Origin of the sequence: Sanguibacteroides sp. AM78-02pH3A, assembly GCF_027666085.1 — a bacterium.
Lineage (GTDB): Bacteria > Bacteroidota > Bacteroidia > Bacteroidales > Marinifilaceae > Gabonibacter > Gabonibacter massiliensis.
The window spans coordinates 105,995-122,302 of sequence record NZ_JAQEHX010000007.1; the positions used below are offsets into that span (position 1 = coordinate 105,995).

Sequence of the window (16,308 nt, forward strand, 5' to 3'; positions counted from 1 at the left end):
CGGAGCCTTCGATGGTGATCATGTATTTTTCGTAATTTTTCAGGTCTATTTTGTTGTTGATGACGTCGTTGGCACGGATGATTTCGAATCCGGCCTGATTCATGGCGTCTACCGTGTAGTTGTTGCGGGCGTAACCGATCACTTTTCCGGGGGCTACACAGAAGAAGTTCGCCCCGCTATGCCATTGCTCGCGTTCTTGATTCCAGGTGTCGTCTTCTCCTCCGCAATATACCGGTTCCAGGTCCATGCCCAATTTTTTTAAGGCATGCAGCAAGTTCTTTTCCCGGCGTATGGAGATCAGTTTGCCGTGTTGGATTTTGATGTGTACGGTCTGGTAGTTGCCCGGGCTCATGATGAGGGGCTCGTACGCCATGCATTTATCCCGATCCAGGAAGGTGAATACCATATCGAGATGAATGAAGGATTCCGGGGTGTGCGGGAGTTCCTGCACGAGAATGTGTTGTACCCGTTCTTCCTTGCGGTTGATGAATTCGTTCATCAGCATGTCGATGGCGTGAGTGTTGGTACGGCATCCGTTTCCGATGACTAAGATGTCGTCCCGCGCGATCAGTACGTCGCCACCCTCGATCGTGCATTTGCGACTGGCCGCGTTGCAGGCCGGATCGAGGTTCAGGGTTTTGGTTTTGAATTCCGGGGTGAAGTCGAAAATCGACTGCATGATCACGGATTCGCGATCGCGTACGGCATTGGCCATTTTACCGATCAGTACCTCGTTATACATGCTCATGGAGGCATCTCTCGTGAAAAAGAAGTTGTGTAGCGGACGCAGGTCGTACCAATCCTTGTTCAGGAATTTGGTCAACGTGTCGCGTGTCATCTCCACTCCCTCGATGAGCAGACGGGCCAGGTCTTCCGCATTTTCATCCAATAACCGCTCTTTGATGGAGCCTTTCGGGGTAACATCGGCGATAAAGGGTTCGATTTTTTCGATCCGATCGAGCACGGTTTGCTTGATCTTGTCGTCTTTCAAAATGTTTGTCAACAAGTCTCTTACCTGATAGGTTTTGGTCAGTTTCCCCAAAACCTCACTGAGCTGTTTGTATTCTTTTTTGGCAATGGATAGGTTTAAAATGTCGCTGTAGAGTGCTCTGCCAGCGTTTTCAGGAGTCATGTTTTCCACCTCTTCTCCCGGCGTGTGGAGTATCACTCCGTTTAGTTTACCGATTTCGGATTGAACATTTACCTCAACAATCTTAGACATAATGTATTTTTTTGATTTACACCACAAAAATAGTATATAATGGAGGATAAATCGTATAAATCACCACTATAATTATGCAAAAAGGGAAAATAATTATGCATAAAAAGAGAGAAGGGGTACCTCCGTACCCCCTCTCCTGCTCGGGAGTTTGCACTCGCTCCCGAACGGTTGCATTGGTCTGAAATTTAAAGCTATATCTTCATAACTTTTTTATCCTTTAAGGTGCAGGCACTTCACTTGCCGGTTTGATCGTTACCGGGATCGTGATCGTGCGGTCACCGTATTTCGTCGAGTAGGTCACTACTACATCTACGGTGATTTCAGTGAATCGTGCTTCTTCAACTACCGTCCAGGTCAACAATCCGTTTGCATCGACTGCCACGTTGATTGCAGGGGTTGAAGTACCCTGATTGAAAACCTCGATTTCGGTTGTTCCTTCGAATACGGAAGGAGAGGTCGCATCAATTTTGCCGTTTCCGGCAACAAGTTCGAAACCGTCGATTGCCTTTAAGGACAATTGTTTGGTGATTTCTACCGTGTTGTTTCCGGCTGCATTGTAAGCAATAAATTCGGCACCTGCTATTTTCGTGAAGTTTCCTAACGGATTCACGTATTTTACAACGATATTTTCCTCGTAAATTGCTGCATCCGCGCTGTTCTTAACGATTACCTTCACTTGTACTCCCTGAATGGCACTAAGGTCTCCCTCGTCAAATGCTGTTGATTTCAATTGCAATGTCTTACCGTCCCCGTTCATTTCAGCGTAAGGATTACTCGGGTCAACCATTTCGAAGGCCAACGTCTGAGTACCTGTTACGGTCATGGCTTTCGTCAGGTCGAAACTCATGTCCCAGTTTTGAGGATCACCTCCGGCGGCTTGTTTGCCTTTGATATTCAACGTGGTATTTCCTTCCGTCCAGAATCCGGGTACTTTTTGCAAGGTAGAAGCCTCTTCCGTTACGGTCAGGTTCACTTTAGCCTGTACTTTCGTGTCGGCATCTTTTTGGTAGGTGATCGTGATGGTGTAATCCTCTACTGCTGCCGTTCCCGGGATTGTGATCGTGGGAACACCGTCTACGTTGGTTACACTCCAGTTACTATTAGTTATAGTTCCTGCAGATTCTCCTTCGATCTCCACGGTATATTTTCCGTCTCCGGCCGAGGTATTATAGGTATATCCCTCTAAGGTCGTGGCGGAGATAACCAACTCGTTGGCGATGGCATTGAAATTCCATCCCGTTGCCGTGTTCAGGTTAATAGCATCACCTGTGTTTCTTTGCGCAGACAAGGTCGCCGTGAAGGCCGTCGGGATCGTACCCGGGGTCGGCGGTGTCGTTTCGTCCTGCTCTTTCAGGATGTAAGGGATTTCGACGCTGGAGGTGATGTAGTTCGCACCGTTTTTAGCGTAGAAAATAACGTTACATGTTTTTTCGAGAGCTTCTGCCGGGGTATTGGTTGCTTTGGCTTTAACGGTCAGCGTGGCTTGATCCAACTCGAAATAGGCGTTGCTCGGATCGGACGGATCGGCAAATGCCAATTCGATACCGGTTGTGAAACCTAAATTATTCAATAAAACATCGTCTGCGTCTCTTACAACAGCTAACTGGTAACTGATACCGGTAGTGTTGTTGTATTTCAATTGTCTTTGGGTATTGGCAAGTATGCTACCGACAACACCTTCTCCGTTGATTGTTTTGATATTCACGTCTGCTTTTGCCAGGGGAGCCGCGTTTTCGATCTTGATAAAAGAAGAGGCGATCTCGTCGTTTACCACGACGGAAACGGGATATACCTTACCTTCTTGTAAACCGTTTACGGCAACTGTTACTTTGAACTTACCGGGAGTACCCGTAACGGCTTCGATAACCGGGGTTCCGAAAGCCGGGCCGGCAGCTCTTGCGATAGGAGCTTCGGTATTGAACTTCAATGTTGCTTGTGTCAGGTCGAAGGTGGTCGGATATACCTGGAATAACATTTCCACGTTTTTGTTACCTGCCAAAATCTCTCCGCCGGAAGCAGCTGTCATTTCAGCAATAGTCGCATAGGTATTCAGTGTATTGATCTCCACGTCCGTGTCGCCCAACTTGGTCGGGATAAAAGCGATGCTTCTCAGGGCGGCACCCAGCATTTCCACAGTCGGAAGAGTTACCTGCTCGTACACGATGGTTTCGTTTTCTTGTTTCGGCATGTTGATCGTGATGCTTCCGTTGGCGTTTTTGATCATGTAGATGTTGCTGTTCATCCGGATCTCCGGCTCGATAGCTACTCCGTTTAAGTGAAGCACGTCGTTCACCACGGTCAATTTCACGCTTTGTGCGATTTGACCGACAACGGTTCCGTTCACGGTCCAGTTGCCGTTTCCGTCGGCTCCGAATTGGAACATACCGCTAAGGTCACCTGCTTCAGCAGGTAGTGCCTGCGGGTTGTTGAGGTCTTTGACCATCAGTTTGCCGTCCACGATGGAGAATTCGAATTTCGGGGCTTGTACTTCCGGGGTCGTACCGTCGTTGCCTTTTACCTGGCCAAGGTCGGCTTTATTGCCGTCGGTATAGGTACACCACAGGTGTCCGTCGATGATTTCGAATTTTACCACACCTTTTCCGGCTGGTCCTTCTGGTCCTTGTGGTAAGGTTGCCACTGGGTTACCGTTCAGTAATAATTGGTTGGTCTCTTCGTCGTAGGTGAAAACAAAATCGTCTACGGTTATATTGGGAAGCGTAGCTCCTTCGATTTTTACAGGTTCTTCACCTTCGTATTGATAAGCTAAAGTTCCGTCGATTACGGAGAAGGTCGGTGTTTTACCGTTTGTTCCCGTTGCTCCCGGAAGACCTTGCGGTCCTTCGGCTCCGTCTTCCCCCTTATCACCTTTGGTGATGTGGTGTTTCGTTCCATCGGATAAAGTTAAGAAGATACCTCCTTCATTATCGGTCTCTACTTTCGTCACGACAGCTCCTTTGTCAATCAAGTCTTTGATTTTAGCGAGAGCCTCTTTATTGGCGTCGATTTGTGTTTGCAGGTTTTTGATATCGTCGTCATAGTCTTTACAACCGACGAATGTAGGTCCTGCAAGTCCATAAAGCAGTGCACATAACAATGCGGTTTTTGCAAAATTCCCTTTTTTATTCATACGTATTAAAATTATATTAGTAAATAAAATTTGAAGTCACGCGATAGAAACTTCTTTCATAGTTTCGGATTTAGGTTCTATTCTTTTTCAATGTCTTTTTTATTTTCTACCTCCTTTTTTATGGGTTAATGCCGTTAAAAAATCGTCTCCGGTATATTGTCCTGTTTTTTTTATCGTTTTATCCGTGAAAACCTTATCATAATTTTGTGTGAATATTTCCACATGTTTCATTAAAATGTGATTTTATTTCACAAAAGTATGTTTTGAAATTCACATGTGCAAATATTTTTCAACAAAAATGTAGGATAATATCACAAACATTAAATCTTTTCTCCCGATAAATCTTGTAATTTTGCTTATTATGGAATTGGATATAGGAGAAATAATTAAGAGGGAATTTGAAAAGAGTGGCTTATCAGCCAGCCAATTTGCCCGGATGATCAATAAGGAGAGGAGTCTGGTATATCATCTTTTTAAGCGTCAATCGATAGACACGGATTTGTTGTATAAAATCAGCATGGCCTTGAATATCGATTTGTTCCGTTTGTTTTCGGAGAAGTTGAGAGAGGAGAATGTTGTGGTTGAGGCGTGTAGTCGCAGATCGGAGAATCTTTCTTCCAAAAGGAAGGTTATGGTAGAGATGGAGGTCGAGGACGATGTTTATCGGAAATTAATCACTAAGTTTTTAGAGGAAAAAAAATAGGACAAGCGGGATTTTGATCTCGCTTGTTTTTTTTGAGCTCATGATTCTGTTCGTCTGACAGAAATGGCTGAATTAATTTTGTTTTGAAACTGAATTTGGCCGTATGATCGCTTGAATTCGGCTGTATAACCCAGCTTGTACAAGAAGCGGGTACGACAATCAATGGATACATTAAAGCGGCTTTGGGTGATCGGATAAGGCTAAGTCATTCTTACGGTTTTAACTAATTATAAGTCCAATTTGATTACCGTGATTCCGGCTCCGCCGAGTTGTATTTGCTCGTCGGCAAAATGTCCGACCACAGGGTTGGTCTTTAAGTAATCCCGGATGATTTGCCGGAGAGCCCCAGTACCCGTGCCGTGCAATATTCGTAAATCTTTCATGTTCAGCATGACGGCCTCGTCGATAAATGCGACTACCTTTTGCAGGGCTTCGTCTCCCCGGAGGCCTCGGACGTCTATATCGGGTTTAAAGCTCATCCGTTTTTGACTGATGTTTTCCAAATAGTTGGAATAACCGGTTTGAGGTTTATTTTGTTTTAATTTTTTAGCCTGACTGCCGGAGAGTTTTGTCAAGCGTTCCAGTTTTACCGTGGTCAGCAGAGCTCCTAAGGCGACGACCGCGGTTTTCTCGTTTACTTCGATGATCTCTCCCACGGTATTGTCGTTGATTTTTACCGGATCGCCTTTTTTAAAGACGACGGTTTTTTCCTTTTCGTCTTCTTGGCTCGTTTCTATTTGTCCGGGTTGTTGTTGCCCTTTTGTTCGTCTGTTTTTTTCCCGGTTTTTCAATTTCTCGATCTTTCGTTTCAGGCGTTCTTCCTCTTCCGTATTTTCGTCAAAAAGACGCTCTTTTTCCTGTTCGAAGGCAGTTCTTGCCGTTTTCGTTCGTTCTTTTTCCGCTTGGCTTTCTTTGATTTCCCGGATCGTGTTTTCTATGGTTTTGTTTGCCCCGGCTATAATCTGCCGGGCTTTTTCTTTGGCTTCTTTCAATACTTCTTTCCTGAGTTTGGAGGCTTCATCCAATTCTTTTTGGTATTTGGCGAGAATTTCTTCTAACCGTTTTTCGTTTTGGTGTATCCGTTTACGTTTCTCTTCCCAGTGGCGTTTGTCCCGGATAATCTCTTTCAGGTGTTTGTCGAAGTTGACATGTTCTTCCCCGATCTTCCCGGCAGCCTCATCTAAAATTTCTTTCGGCAATCCGATCTTTTTCGCTATTTCGAAAGCGAAAGAAGAACCTGGTTTGCCGATCTCCAATTCGAACAGGGGAAGCATGTGATGGGTGTCGTAAAGCATAGCCCCGTTTTCTATTCCGGCAACGGAGGAGGCAAAGTGTTTCAGGTTGGTGTAGTGGGTGGTGATCACCCCCCGGACCTGCCGGTCGTTTAAGGCGTTCAGGATCGCTTCGGCAATGGCACCCCCCAGCATGGGTTCCGTTCCGGTACCGAATTCATCGATCAGGATAAGGGTATCGGAAGAGGCGTAGCGCACGAAATTTTTCATGTTCAGGAGGTGTGAACTATAAGTACTCAGGTCGTTATCGATGGATTGTTCGTCGCCGATGTCGATTAATATCTTGTGAAAAATACCGAATTTACTGTTCTCTTCTACCGGGACGGGGAGGCCGCATTGGAACATGTACTGGAGGAGGCCGGCGGTCTGCAAACAGACAGATTTTCCTCCGGCATTGGGACCGGATATCAGAATGATACGTTGTTTTTCGTCGATCTCTAAGTTCAACGGAACAACCTCTTTTCCGCTTGTTTTATAGTTCAGGTAAAGTAAGGGGTGCTTGGCTTTGTACCATAACATGGAAGGGGTGTTCTCGAAAACCGGAACGATAGCGTTCAGGTTTAAGGCGAAGAGCGCTTTTGCCCGGACAAAATCGACAAAAGCCATGAAACCGTAAGCCGGGAGCAGGTCGTCGATATAGGGACGCAGGTCATCGGCGAACCGCTTTAAAATACGGGTGATTTCCCGTTTTTCTTCCAATTGCAATTCCCGTATCTCGTTGTTTGTTTCGATAATCTCCGTCGGTTCGATATAGGAAGTCTTTCCGGTAGCCGACTCGTCATGTACGATACCGTTCAGTTTACGTTTGAATGCCGAGGGAACGGGAATGACCATGCGGCCGTCGCGGATGGATACGGCACTTTCTTTGTCGGCCCAACCCTCTTCCTGGGCTTTTTGTAAGAGTGTCTGCATCCGCCGGGAGATACCCGATTGCTTTTTCATGATGGCGTGTCGGATGGTATTCAGTTCCGGAGAGGCTGAATCTTTGACGGTTCCGTATTTGGAGATTATGTTGTCGAGACGTTGCAGAATGTAGGGAAACATTTGCAGGTTACCTGCCTGTGCCGTTAGGCGGGGGTATTTTTCCTCTTTTCCCCGGAAAAAGCGAATGATGGCGTTTAGTGCTTCTAATGAATTTTTCAGTATCACCAATTCATGAACCTCTAAAAAAAGTCCTTCTACCCGGATTCGAGTCAGAAACGGTCGCGCATCATGATAAAAGGAGACCGGAAAATGGTCTTCTTCCTGACAGATGCGCATCAGTTCCCCGGTCTCTTCCAGGGCGGCCTGAATGGCCGTCGGATCGGTCATAAACGATAGAGCGTCGACCAGTTCTTTGCCCATATCGCTGAGGCAGTAGGCAGAGATCAACTGACGTATTTTGTCGAATTTTATTTTAGATTCAAAGTTTTCGGGATAAATCATAAATGATTAAGTGATTAAATGATTAAATGATTAAGTGATTAAATGATTAAGTGATTAAATGATTAAGTGATTAAGTGATTGGGTGATTAAAAAGATTGAGGATCGTAGATTTAAGGATTGAGCGATTAGGTGATTTAGTGATTAGGTGATTCAAATTTATCTCGTAATCACGAAAGTATTGCATGGCAGAATTCCCCTAAAATACAATCTGAAATTTACAATAAGCGGTGGTGGATTGGTGAATCTGTGATTGAGGGATTCGGTGATACTTTTGACTTTGTATGTTTTATTGATCATTTCGGGATTATTTTTCTATTTTGATAATGAATTTTCCTTGTACTCCTTCACTGGTCGTGATAATAAGCGTGTCGGAAGGGGAAACGTTTCTCATCATATCGTTTTTTAATGTAATGATAATATCTCCTTTTTGTTGTTTTTGAATGATTAAGGGAGAGTAGTCCAATTCGAGATAGGTCGGTTTCTGTATCCGATCTAACGAGATTCTTTTCTTCTCATTTTGAAACATACCGATGATTTGTTTCGGGTGGTGCGCGTCCAAACGGATGGTATCGGTCGTGAAACGCAGAGATCCTATGGCGAAAGGATACTCCTTTTGAATATCGATAGGCTCCTCGACAACTTTCCCGGTAATTTTCAGGAGATGGTTCGGGGGAGTGGCATTCGTGTAGACGACAATCTTTTTTAAAAGATTACCGGGACGTGAGCGGGGATTGAAGGTCACGGTAATCGATCCGGTACCTCCGGGCGGTATGGGACGTTTGTCCCATTTGGGAACGGTGCATCCGCAACTGGCTTCCACGTGACGAATGATAAGAGGAGAATCTCCTTCGTTTTTAAAGGTAAATTCAAAGGATACTTTCCCCCCTTTTTCCTGTATTCGGCCAAAATTATGCTCCTTGGAGTCAAAGGCTATTTTTGCTTTCTGGGCGAACAGCAACGTCGGAAAAAGCAGAAATATGAATATAATGTAGTTTCTGATCATTACTTATTTTATTTGCAAAGATATAAATAATTGATGATTGTAGATTGACGATTTTAAATTGTAAATTAAAAAGGTTGAGCATTTATGTGATTGTGGTAATTGAAATTGTAATCTCTCAATTACTAACTCTTTGTATTCTACAATCGTCAATTTGCAATCTACAATTAAAATGTCTTGTTTTGTATCGTAATAAAGTATATCTTTGCGGCGTTAAAATAAACTTTAAAATTAAAAGACTGAACATCATGTATTTGACATCAGAAAAGAAAGAAGAACTTTTTTCAACGTACGGGAAGTCTAATAAGGATACCGGCTCTGTTGAGTCACAAGTAGCTTTATTTTCCTACCGTATTGCTCATTTGACTGAGCACATGAAAGCAAATCATAAAGATTTTGCAACGCAAAGATCATTGATCAAATTAGTAGGAAAGCGTAGAGCACTGCTTGATTACATGAAGAGAGAAGATATCGAAAGATATCGTACACTTATTAAAGCATTGAATATACGTAAGTAGTTACATAGAGGCAATCCGAGGTACTCCTCGGATTTGCTTTATTTACCCTCCCTCCCTCCTCCTTGTCTAAAAGAATTCCGTTAAAATTATTGATATTTTAACTGTATTATTTATTACTATGAATGTGATTGAAAAGAGTATTACCCTGAAAGATGGTCGGGTAATTACGCTGGAAACCGGGAAGTTGGCCAAGCAGGCTGACGGTGCCGTCATGTTAAAGATGGGCAACACGATGATTCTGGCAACTGTTGTTTCAGCTCAGGAAGCTGGGCCGGACGTGGATTTTATGCCGTTGTCCGTGGATTATAAAGAGAAATTTTCCGCTGTCGGTCGTTTCCCGGGAGGATTTACGCGGAGAGAGGGAAGGGCGTCCGATTACGAGATTTTGGTTTCTCGTTTGATCGACCGGGCTTTGCGTCCGTTGTTTCCGGATGATTATCATGCGGAGACTTTCGTACAGGTGACCTTGTATTCAGCCGACGAAGAGTCAATGCCGGATTCTTTAGCCGGATTAGCCGCTTCGGCTGCTATTGCCGTGAGCGATATCCCTTTTCACGGACCGATTTCAGAGGTGCGCGTGGCCCGTATCAACGGGGAGTTCGTGATTAACCCGACGAAGAGCCAGATGGCAGAGGTCGATTTGGATATTATGGTAGCCGCCACGATGGATAATATCATGATGGTGGAGGGTGAAATGAAAGAGGTATCTGAAAAAGAGATGTTGGATGCCATTAAGTTCGCCCACGAGGCTATCAAGGAACAATGTCAGATCCAGATGGAACTGGCTGCTGCCGTGAACAAGGAGAAGAGAACGTATTGCCACGAGGTGAACGACGAGGAGTTGCGTAAGGATGTATGGGAAAAGTGTTATGACAAAGCCTATGCGGTCGCTCGTCAATGTAATGCCGACAAGCATTTGCGCGAGAAGTTGTTTGCCGAAGTGAGAGAAGGATACCTGGAGACGATTCCGGAAGAGGAGAGGGAAGAGAAAAAAATGATGGTAGGACGTTATTACCACGACGTGGAGAAGGAGGCCGTTCGCCGGATGATTTTGGACGAGGGACTTCGTCTGGACGGTCGTACGACAGAACAAATTCGTCCGATATGGTGTGAAGTGGGTTATTTGCCGGGTCCTCACGGGTCTGCAGTCTTTACCCGGGGCGAAACACAGGCTTTGGCAACGGTAACCTTGGGAACGAAGTTAGACGAGAAGATCGTGGACGAAGCTACCGAACAGGGAAAAGAAAAATTCTTATTGCACTATAATTTCCCGCCCTTCTCTACCGGTGAGGCGAAGCCTTCGAGGGGAGTGGGACGCCGGGAAGTAGGTCACGGGAATTTGGCTCATCGCGCCTTGAAAGTGATGTTGCCTGATAATTATCCGTATACCGTACGTGTGGTTTCCGATATATTGGAATCCAACGGTTCCTCTTCTATGGCTACGGTCTGTGCCGGAACACTGGCGATTATGGATGCCGGAATTCCGATGAAGAAGCCGGTAACGGGTATTGCCATGGGGTTGATTACCGATAAAGGATGCGCCAAGTATGCCGTGTTGTCGGATATCTTAGGTGATGAGGATCATTTGGGCGATATGGACTTTAAGGTGACCGGAACGGTGGATGGTATTACGGCTACCCAGATGGATATAAAAGTGGACGGGCTTCCCTATGAAATTTTGGAGAAAGCCCTGGATCAGGCCAGAAGGGGACGTTTGCATATTATGAATATTATTAAGGAGACTTTACCGGAACCGCGTCCGGATCTGAAACCGCATGCTCCCCGTATGGTTACTTTGACGGTCGATAAGGATCAGATCGGTGCGATCATTGGCCCCGGCGGTAAGATCATACAAGATATTCAGGAGAAATCCGGGGCTGTCGTGGTTATCGAAGAGGTCGGCAATCAAGGTATAGTAGATATTTCCGCCTCTAATGCCGAGTCTATCGCTATTGCCGTGGCACGGATTAAAGCGATTGCCAGCAAGCCGGAGATCGGCGAGGTATACGAGGGTGTGGTAAAGAATATCACGACTTTCGGTGCTTTCGTGGAATTCCTGCCGGGAAAAGACGGATTGCTTCATATTTCCGAAATTGACCACAAGCGCTTGGAGAAAGTAGAAGATGCTTTGAAGGAGGGAGATAAGATCCAAGTGAAATTGATCGATATCGATCCGAAAACCGGTAAGTTTAAACTTTCCAGAAAAGTTTTGCTTCCGAAACCGGAACGTCCGGAGGGAGAGGAGAGAGGAGAACGTCCGAATCGCGGACCTCGCCCCCAAAGACCGGAACGGAAAGAAAATAAACCGGAATAAGATTCGGTAATTAAAAATGGGGTAATTCAGGGATTGGGTGATTATCGAGATTCTGAGATTTCGAGATTCCGTGATTAAGGGACTCCGTGATAGGATGTGATTGGGGGAGAGAGTCACGATTACGGATTGACGATATAGAGTTGAATTATCCGTATTTTTGAAAATATTCAGAAATGGAAGAAACGAGGCGGCCTGCTTTCTTTTTGGGCCGCCTCGTTCTTTTTTAACTGTTTTTTCTTACCTTTGCGAAAATGAAATAATCAGTATTATGGAAAACAGATTAAAAGTAGGGATTACGCAAGGGGATGTGAACGGTATATCTTATGAGTTGATCATAAAATTATTGGCCGAGAATAGAATTTGTGAATTATGTACTCCCGTTCTTTACGGTTCACCCAAGGTTGCTGCTTATTACCGGAAGGCGTTGAATGTGGAGAATTTTAGTCTGAATACGATTCGGGAAGCTTCGGAAGCCAATCCGAAAAGAGGAAATGTAGTTAACTGCGTTGACGATAACGTGAAGGTGGATATCGGTCAGGAGACCTCCGAATCGGATGCCGCATCTATGACAGCTCTCGCTTACGCGTTAGGACAATTGGACAAGGAGGCTGTCGATGTGCTGGTCGTTACTCCGCAGGGAAATTCAAGTTTCGCTTTGGAGGAGGTAGGTTCTTTGACCGAATACCTGTCGAAACGGTACAATAAGCCGGAGGCTATGTCTATTTTGGTGAACGATAATATAAAGATAGGGTTTGTGACGGAGTACGTGAAATTTCGTGATGTTCCCCATCAAATTACGGTAAAAAATATCGAGAGGAAGTTGAATCTGTTGAACGATGCGTTGAAGTTGGATTTTACGATTCAGAAACCTAAAATCGCCGTGTTGGGGTTAAATCCCCAAGTGGATTGCAAACAGTTGACGGAAGAGGAAATTAACGTGATCCATCCGGCTATTGAACGTGCCCGGGAGAAAGGTGTCATTGCCATAGGGCCTTTCGCGGCAGACCGTTTCTTTGCGGAACAGATGTACAAGAAGTTCGATGCGGTTTTGGCCATGTATCATGACCAGGGAGCTGTTCCTTTCAGTACGATCCAGGAAGATAACGGGGCTTTTTATGTGGCGGGAGTACCTGTCGTTTGCACCTCTTCTTTAGACGATGCGGGGTACGATATCGCCGGGCAGGGAGTAGCTGACGAACAGGGATTGAGGAATGCCGTCTATTTGGCTATGGATGTTTTTAATAATCGTCAACAGAATTTATTCCTTCAGGAAAACCCACTGCCTCATTATGATATTGCATCCGGCAGTAACGAAACCGATCTGAACGTGGAGCAGATCGAAGGAGTGAGGGAGGAAATAGACGATTGAAAACGAACAAGCGGTCTAAATTGTAAGGATAAGTGATTGAGGGATTCGGAGATTATGTGATTGAGGGGGAGCGAATAGTTTCGGATGTAATTTTGTAGATTGGAAGATACGGTTAATAAGTGATTAAGTTCTTAATCACTTATTTTTTTATTTAAGATCGTCCCTCTCCAATTGCCGATTATTAATTGTCGGCCACGACTTCCGCTATGTCTTTTACCGGAATGTTCTGGGACGTTTTCATGAGGGTCTTTTTGCAAAGGGGACAGGCAGTAACGATCACATCGGGTTGATAGGCGGCATAGGCTTTCACGGTATCTGTACTGATTTTTGTCTTTTGGTTCGAATCGATGGCCGTGTTGGCTAAGCTGCCCCCGCAACAAAGCGATTTTTTCCCGTCGTAGGCTGTGGCTATTTTACGACTCACCTGTTTTAAGACATTTTCAGGAGCTTCCACGACTCCGCATCCTCTACCCAATTCGCAAGGATTATGGAACACGGTCTTCAGATCGTTGGAGCGGACTTGAAGCTGACCGTTTTCGATCAGAAGGTCGAGGTATTCCGTGTGATGCATAATTTGTAACTTCAGCGTATAATCTTCTTTGAAAGTTTTATAACAGATCGGACAGGAGGTTACTAAAATCTGTGCCCCGGAAGCCTCGATCGCTTCCTGGTTGTGATCCATGATGATTTTTGCGGCATTCCAGTTACCGCTGAGGGCAGACGGACGTCCGCAACAAATACCGGCTTCTTTGTCGATGAAAGTGTAGTCTACGTGGGCCCGTTCGAAAATTTGTCGCATGGATTTTATAATACCCGGAGTCAGGTGGCTCATGCAACCGGCAAAATAAGCTACTTTGGCCGGTTGGATATCCGGTTGGGGGATGTACGCGTAAGTCTCCTTCGTGACTCTGTTTATATCCGGGCGTTTACTGAGCCGAATGGCATTCAGGTTGATGCCGACAGGACAGGATTGTTCGCATCTGCCGCACATCAGACAGTTTTCGGCCTGTTTGTCATACTCTTTTTTATCTCTTAGCCGGCGTAAGAAATAGACCGGTTGTACATCGTTTATTTCACAGGAAGAATTTAGCTGACAAGCATTGATACATATTCCGCATCGGGAACAGGCGTTGACTTGTATTTCACTGAAACCGTTGTATTTCTTCCCTTGTTTTATTCCCCAGTTTTTCAGGAAAATATAGACCATTTCCGTGGGAATGTGCATGTATCTCGAGAACGGGAGAAGCAGAAAAAATAGCCCGAGCAAGGAGGAGTAGGTCCACCACGCCGCATAGGAGAGATGTTCCACCGGAAGATACTGGGCGAAGAAGTTTCCAGCGTTATAAGTAAGGTAACTACCGGCCCCGTTTGTCCCGCTGGTAAAACTTTCCGCTAAAAAGCGAACCGGGAAAATAAGCCATAATACGGTCAGGATGAGCAGGTCGTAAGGTTTCTGATTGGTCGTTTTTTTCATTCCGAATAAGGCGGAATAGAAGCGTTTGGTTACGGCCAGTAGGATTCCGATCAATAAAAACAACAAAATCGTATCCATCAGGAAGGCAAAGGTTTCACTATACGGGAAGGTTTCCTTTGCCGGATGGAAGTAACGGAAAAAGATGGCGAAATAGGGCGGATTGAACGCACTCGTGTGGTAGACCATGGATTCGATCTTTCCGATGACGATCAACAGAAACCAACCGAAAGCAAAGGTCATATGCATATATCCCAACATAGGATTGGTTCTGAATATATTGCGATGTATTAAACTTTCTTGAAAAATTTCTTTCGCGGAACGGATTGTCCGGGTTGAAAACAATCCTTTTCGTATTTTTATCCGGTCTGCTTTCGGAAAACTTTTGATCCATCTGTAGTATTTGAAACACAAATAGATTAGTAATATATTGAGCCCGATAGTAAAGGGTAAAACAAAATGATCGTAATACATAAGCTCTTTATTTCGAGTTGTTTTTAATATAGTTTTCCATTACTAAAATCATTTTCCGGGTTTCCACCCCGCGGGGACATACCAACATGCATTTTCCGCATAACATACATTTATGTAGTTGTTCTCTCGCTTCTTTGTATTCTCCCCGTTTCATCAGCATCTGAATTTTCCGGATATTAAAATCAGTCAGATTGCCCGCCGTACAGCCGGCTGTACAGCCTCCGCATCCGATACAAAGTTTACTGCTGGGCACCTCTTTTGCTACATATTCCATCATGCCCTTGTCGTTTGTATCGTAGTTGATACTTCTGGTCTCCGATATGTTAAATCCCCAAAAATTCATGACAGTCTGCTTTCTTTTATTGTTTCACGTATTCCGAAATATGGGTTGCGGCAGAACGGGCATCGGCTAAGGTGTCGGTTAGGTTCATCGGGGCCCCGCTGCATCCCGCTATAAAAATGCCTTCCTTGTTGGTCAGGTTGTTCCGATAGTGAGGATCTTGCGATTTGATAAAACCGTTCGGAGCCAGCTCCAGTCCCAGTGCTTGCGCCATATAACGATTGCCTTCGGAAGATTCCATGCCGATCAATAAAACCATCATGTCGAGAGTCATTCGCAACGGTTTACCGACTAATGTGTCTTCCACTTTAATGATGATTTGCTTTTCCATGTTTTCAGCGGCTTCCGAAAGTCGTCCCCGAACAAATTTAATGTTATATTTTTCCTGTGCTTCCCGGTACATCTCTTCATACCCCGGTCCGAACATGCGCATATCCATGTAGAAACAGAAAATTTCGGCTTCCGGAAGCAATTCCCGTAACTCAATGGCTTGCTTTACCCCGGTAATACAACATAGTTTGGAGCAATGGTAATTGCATACCTTTTCGTCACGGGAACCGACACAATGAATGACTCCTATCCTTTGGGGTATTTTGCCTTTACGGGTTCGGATGGAGTGATTATAGAACATGTTTTCCAATTCGACGGAGGTGATCACGTTTTCGTATATACCGTAACCGTACTCTTCTTTTCGTCTGGCGTCGAATAATCTGAAACCCGTCGTTATCAACATGGCTTTTCCTTCTATCAGGCTGCCGTCACTCAGTAATACCGAATAGTTTCCTTCTTTCGATTTTTCTGTTTTCCGGGGTTCCATTCCCACGTGTAGGTTGATGTTAGGATGATTCAGGTGCTTTTTCAGTTGGTCGTTAAGGGTTTGGGCATATTTCCGGTCTGGAAATAGCTGGTACCAGTTATTCAGGTTACCTCCCGTTTCATTGTTTTTTTCCACTAATTCCACGCGGATATTTTGGTTGGCCAATTGATAGGCGGCTTCACATCCTGCCGGTCCTGCTCCTATGATGATAACGGTTTCCATCTATCTTGTTTTAA

12 protein-coding genes are annotated in these 16,308 nt (G+C 44.9%); 4 read left to right on the top strand and 8 right to left on the bottom strand.

The window, feature by feature from the left end; translation table 11 throughout:
• The 3 genes from PGR74_RS11085 to PGR74_RS11095 all read right to left on the bottom strand — a co-directional run.
• Window positions 1-1,222 (bottom strand): arginine deiminase (locus PGR74_RS11085; protein ID WP_270517160.1); only part of this gene is annotated, 1,222 nt, incomplete at its 3' end.
• A 217-nt stretch (window positions 1,223-1,439) separates the two neighbouring features.
• The gene (locus PGR74_RS11090; RefSeq protein WP_270517162.1) at window positions 1,440-4,349 is read right to left on the bottom strand and encodes a PL29 family lyase N-terminal domain-containing protein; all 2,910 of its coding nucleotides are present in this window, start codon (window positions 4,347-4,349) and stop codon (window positions 1,440-1,442) included.
• Window positions 4,350-4,448: 99 nt separating this feature from the next.
• Window positions 4,449-4,580, bottom strand: a complete 132-nt coding sequence (locus tag PGR74_RS11095) for a hypothetical protein (RefSeq protein WP_262509232.1) — start codon at window positions 4,578-4,580, stop codon at window positions 4,449-4,451.
• A gap of 130 nt (window positions 4,581-4,710) precedes the next feature.
• On the opposite strand from PGR74_RS11095, the gene PGR74_RS11100 reads away from it, so the two are divergent.
• Window positions 4,711-5,052, top strand: coding sequence for a helix-turn-helix domain-containing protein (locus tag PGR74_RS11100; RefSeq protein ID WP_070807436.1), 342 nt, complete (start codon window positions 4,711-4,713; stop codon window positions 5,050-5,052).
• Between the two features lie 227 nt (window positions 5,053-5,279).
• Here PGR74_RS11100 and PGR74_RS11105 read toward each other — a convergent pair whose 3' ends face one another.
• Both PGR74_RS11105 and PGR74_RS11110 read right to left on the bottom strand, forming a co-directional pair.
• Window positions 5,280-7,769 (bottom strand): endonuclease MutS2, encoded by a 2,490-nt coding sequence (locus PGR74_RS11105; protein WP_270517165.1) that lies wholly within the window; start codon window positions 7,767-7,769, stop codon window positions 5,280-5,282.
• 304 nt (window positions 7,770-8,073) lie between these two features.
• Window positions 8,074-8,772 carry a DUF1573 domain-containing protein gene (locus PGR74_RS11110; RefSeq protein ID WP_082027444.1) on the bottom strand — a complete coding sequence of 233 codons (699 nt, stop codon included), beginning with the start codon at window positions 8,770-8,772 and terminating at the stop codon, window positions 8,074-8,076.
• A gap of 245 nt (window positions 8,773-9,017) precedes the next feature.
• On the opposite strand from PGR74_RS11110, the gene rpsO reads away from it, so the two are divergent.
• The 3 genes from rpsO (at window position 9,018) to PGR74_RS11125 (ending at window position 12,970) form a co-directional block, all read left to right on the top strand.
• Entirely contained in the window at window positions 9,018-9,287 is a 270-nt protein-coding gene (gene rpsO, locus PGR74_RS11115) for a 30S ribosomal protein S15 (RefSeq protein WP_041502395.1), read from the top strand.
• Window positions 9,288-9,405: 118 nt separating this feature from the next.
• Entirely contained in the window at window positions 9,406-11,601 is a 2,196-nt protein-coding gene (gene pnp, locus PGR74_RS11120; protein ID WP_041502394.1) for a polyribonucleotide nucleotidyltransferase, read from the top strand.
• Between the two features lie 268 nt (window positions 11,602-11,869).
• The gene (locus tag PGR74_RS11125) at window positions 11,870-12,970 is read left to right on the top strand and encodes a PdxA family dehydrogenase (protein ID WP_041502393.1); all 1,101 of its coding nucleotides are present in this window, start codon (window positions 11,870-11,872) and stop codon (window positions 12,968-12,970) included.
• 181 nt (window positions 12,971-13,151) lie between these two features.
• Here PGR74_RS11125 and PGR74_RS11130 read toward each other — a convergent pair whose 3' ends face one another.
• The 3 genes from PGR74_RS11130 to PGR74_RS11140 form a co-directional block, all read right to left on the bottom strand.
• On the bottom strand, window positions 13,152-14,702 hold the full coding sequence (locus PGR74_RS11130) for a (Fe-S)-binding protein (RefSeq protein ID WP_235375033.1): 1,551 nt from the start codon (window positions 14,700-14,702) through the stop codon (window positions 13,152-13,154).
• A gap of 220 nt (window positions 14,703-14,922) precedes the next feature.
• On the bottom strand, window positions 14,923-15,192 hold the full coding sequence (locus PGR74_RS11135) for a 4Fe-4S dicluster domain-containing protein (protein WP_333492324.1): 270 nt from the start codon (window positions 15,190-15,192) through the stop codon (window positions 14,923-14,925).
• Window positions 15,193-15,274: 82 nt separating this feature from the next.
• On the bottom strand, window positions 15,275-16,294 hold the full coding sequence (locus PGR74_RS11140) for an FAD-dependent oxidoreductase (RefSeq protein WP_041502390.1): 1,020 nt from the start codon (window positions 16,292-16,294) through the stop codon (window positions 15,275-15,277).
• Between the last annotated feature and the right edge of the window lie 14 nt (window positions 16,295-16,308).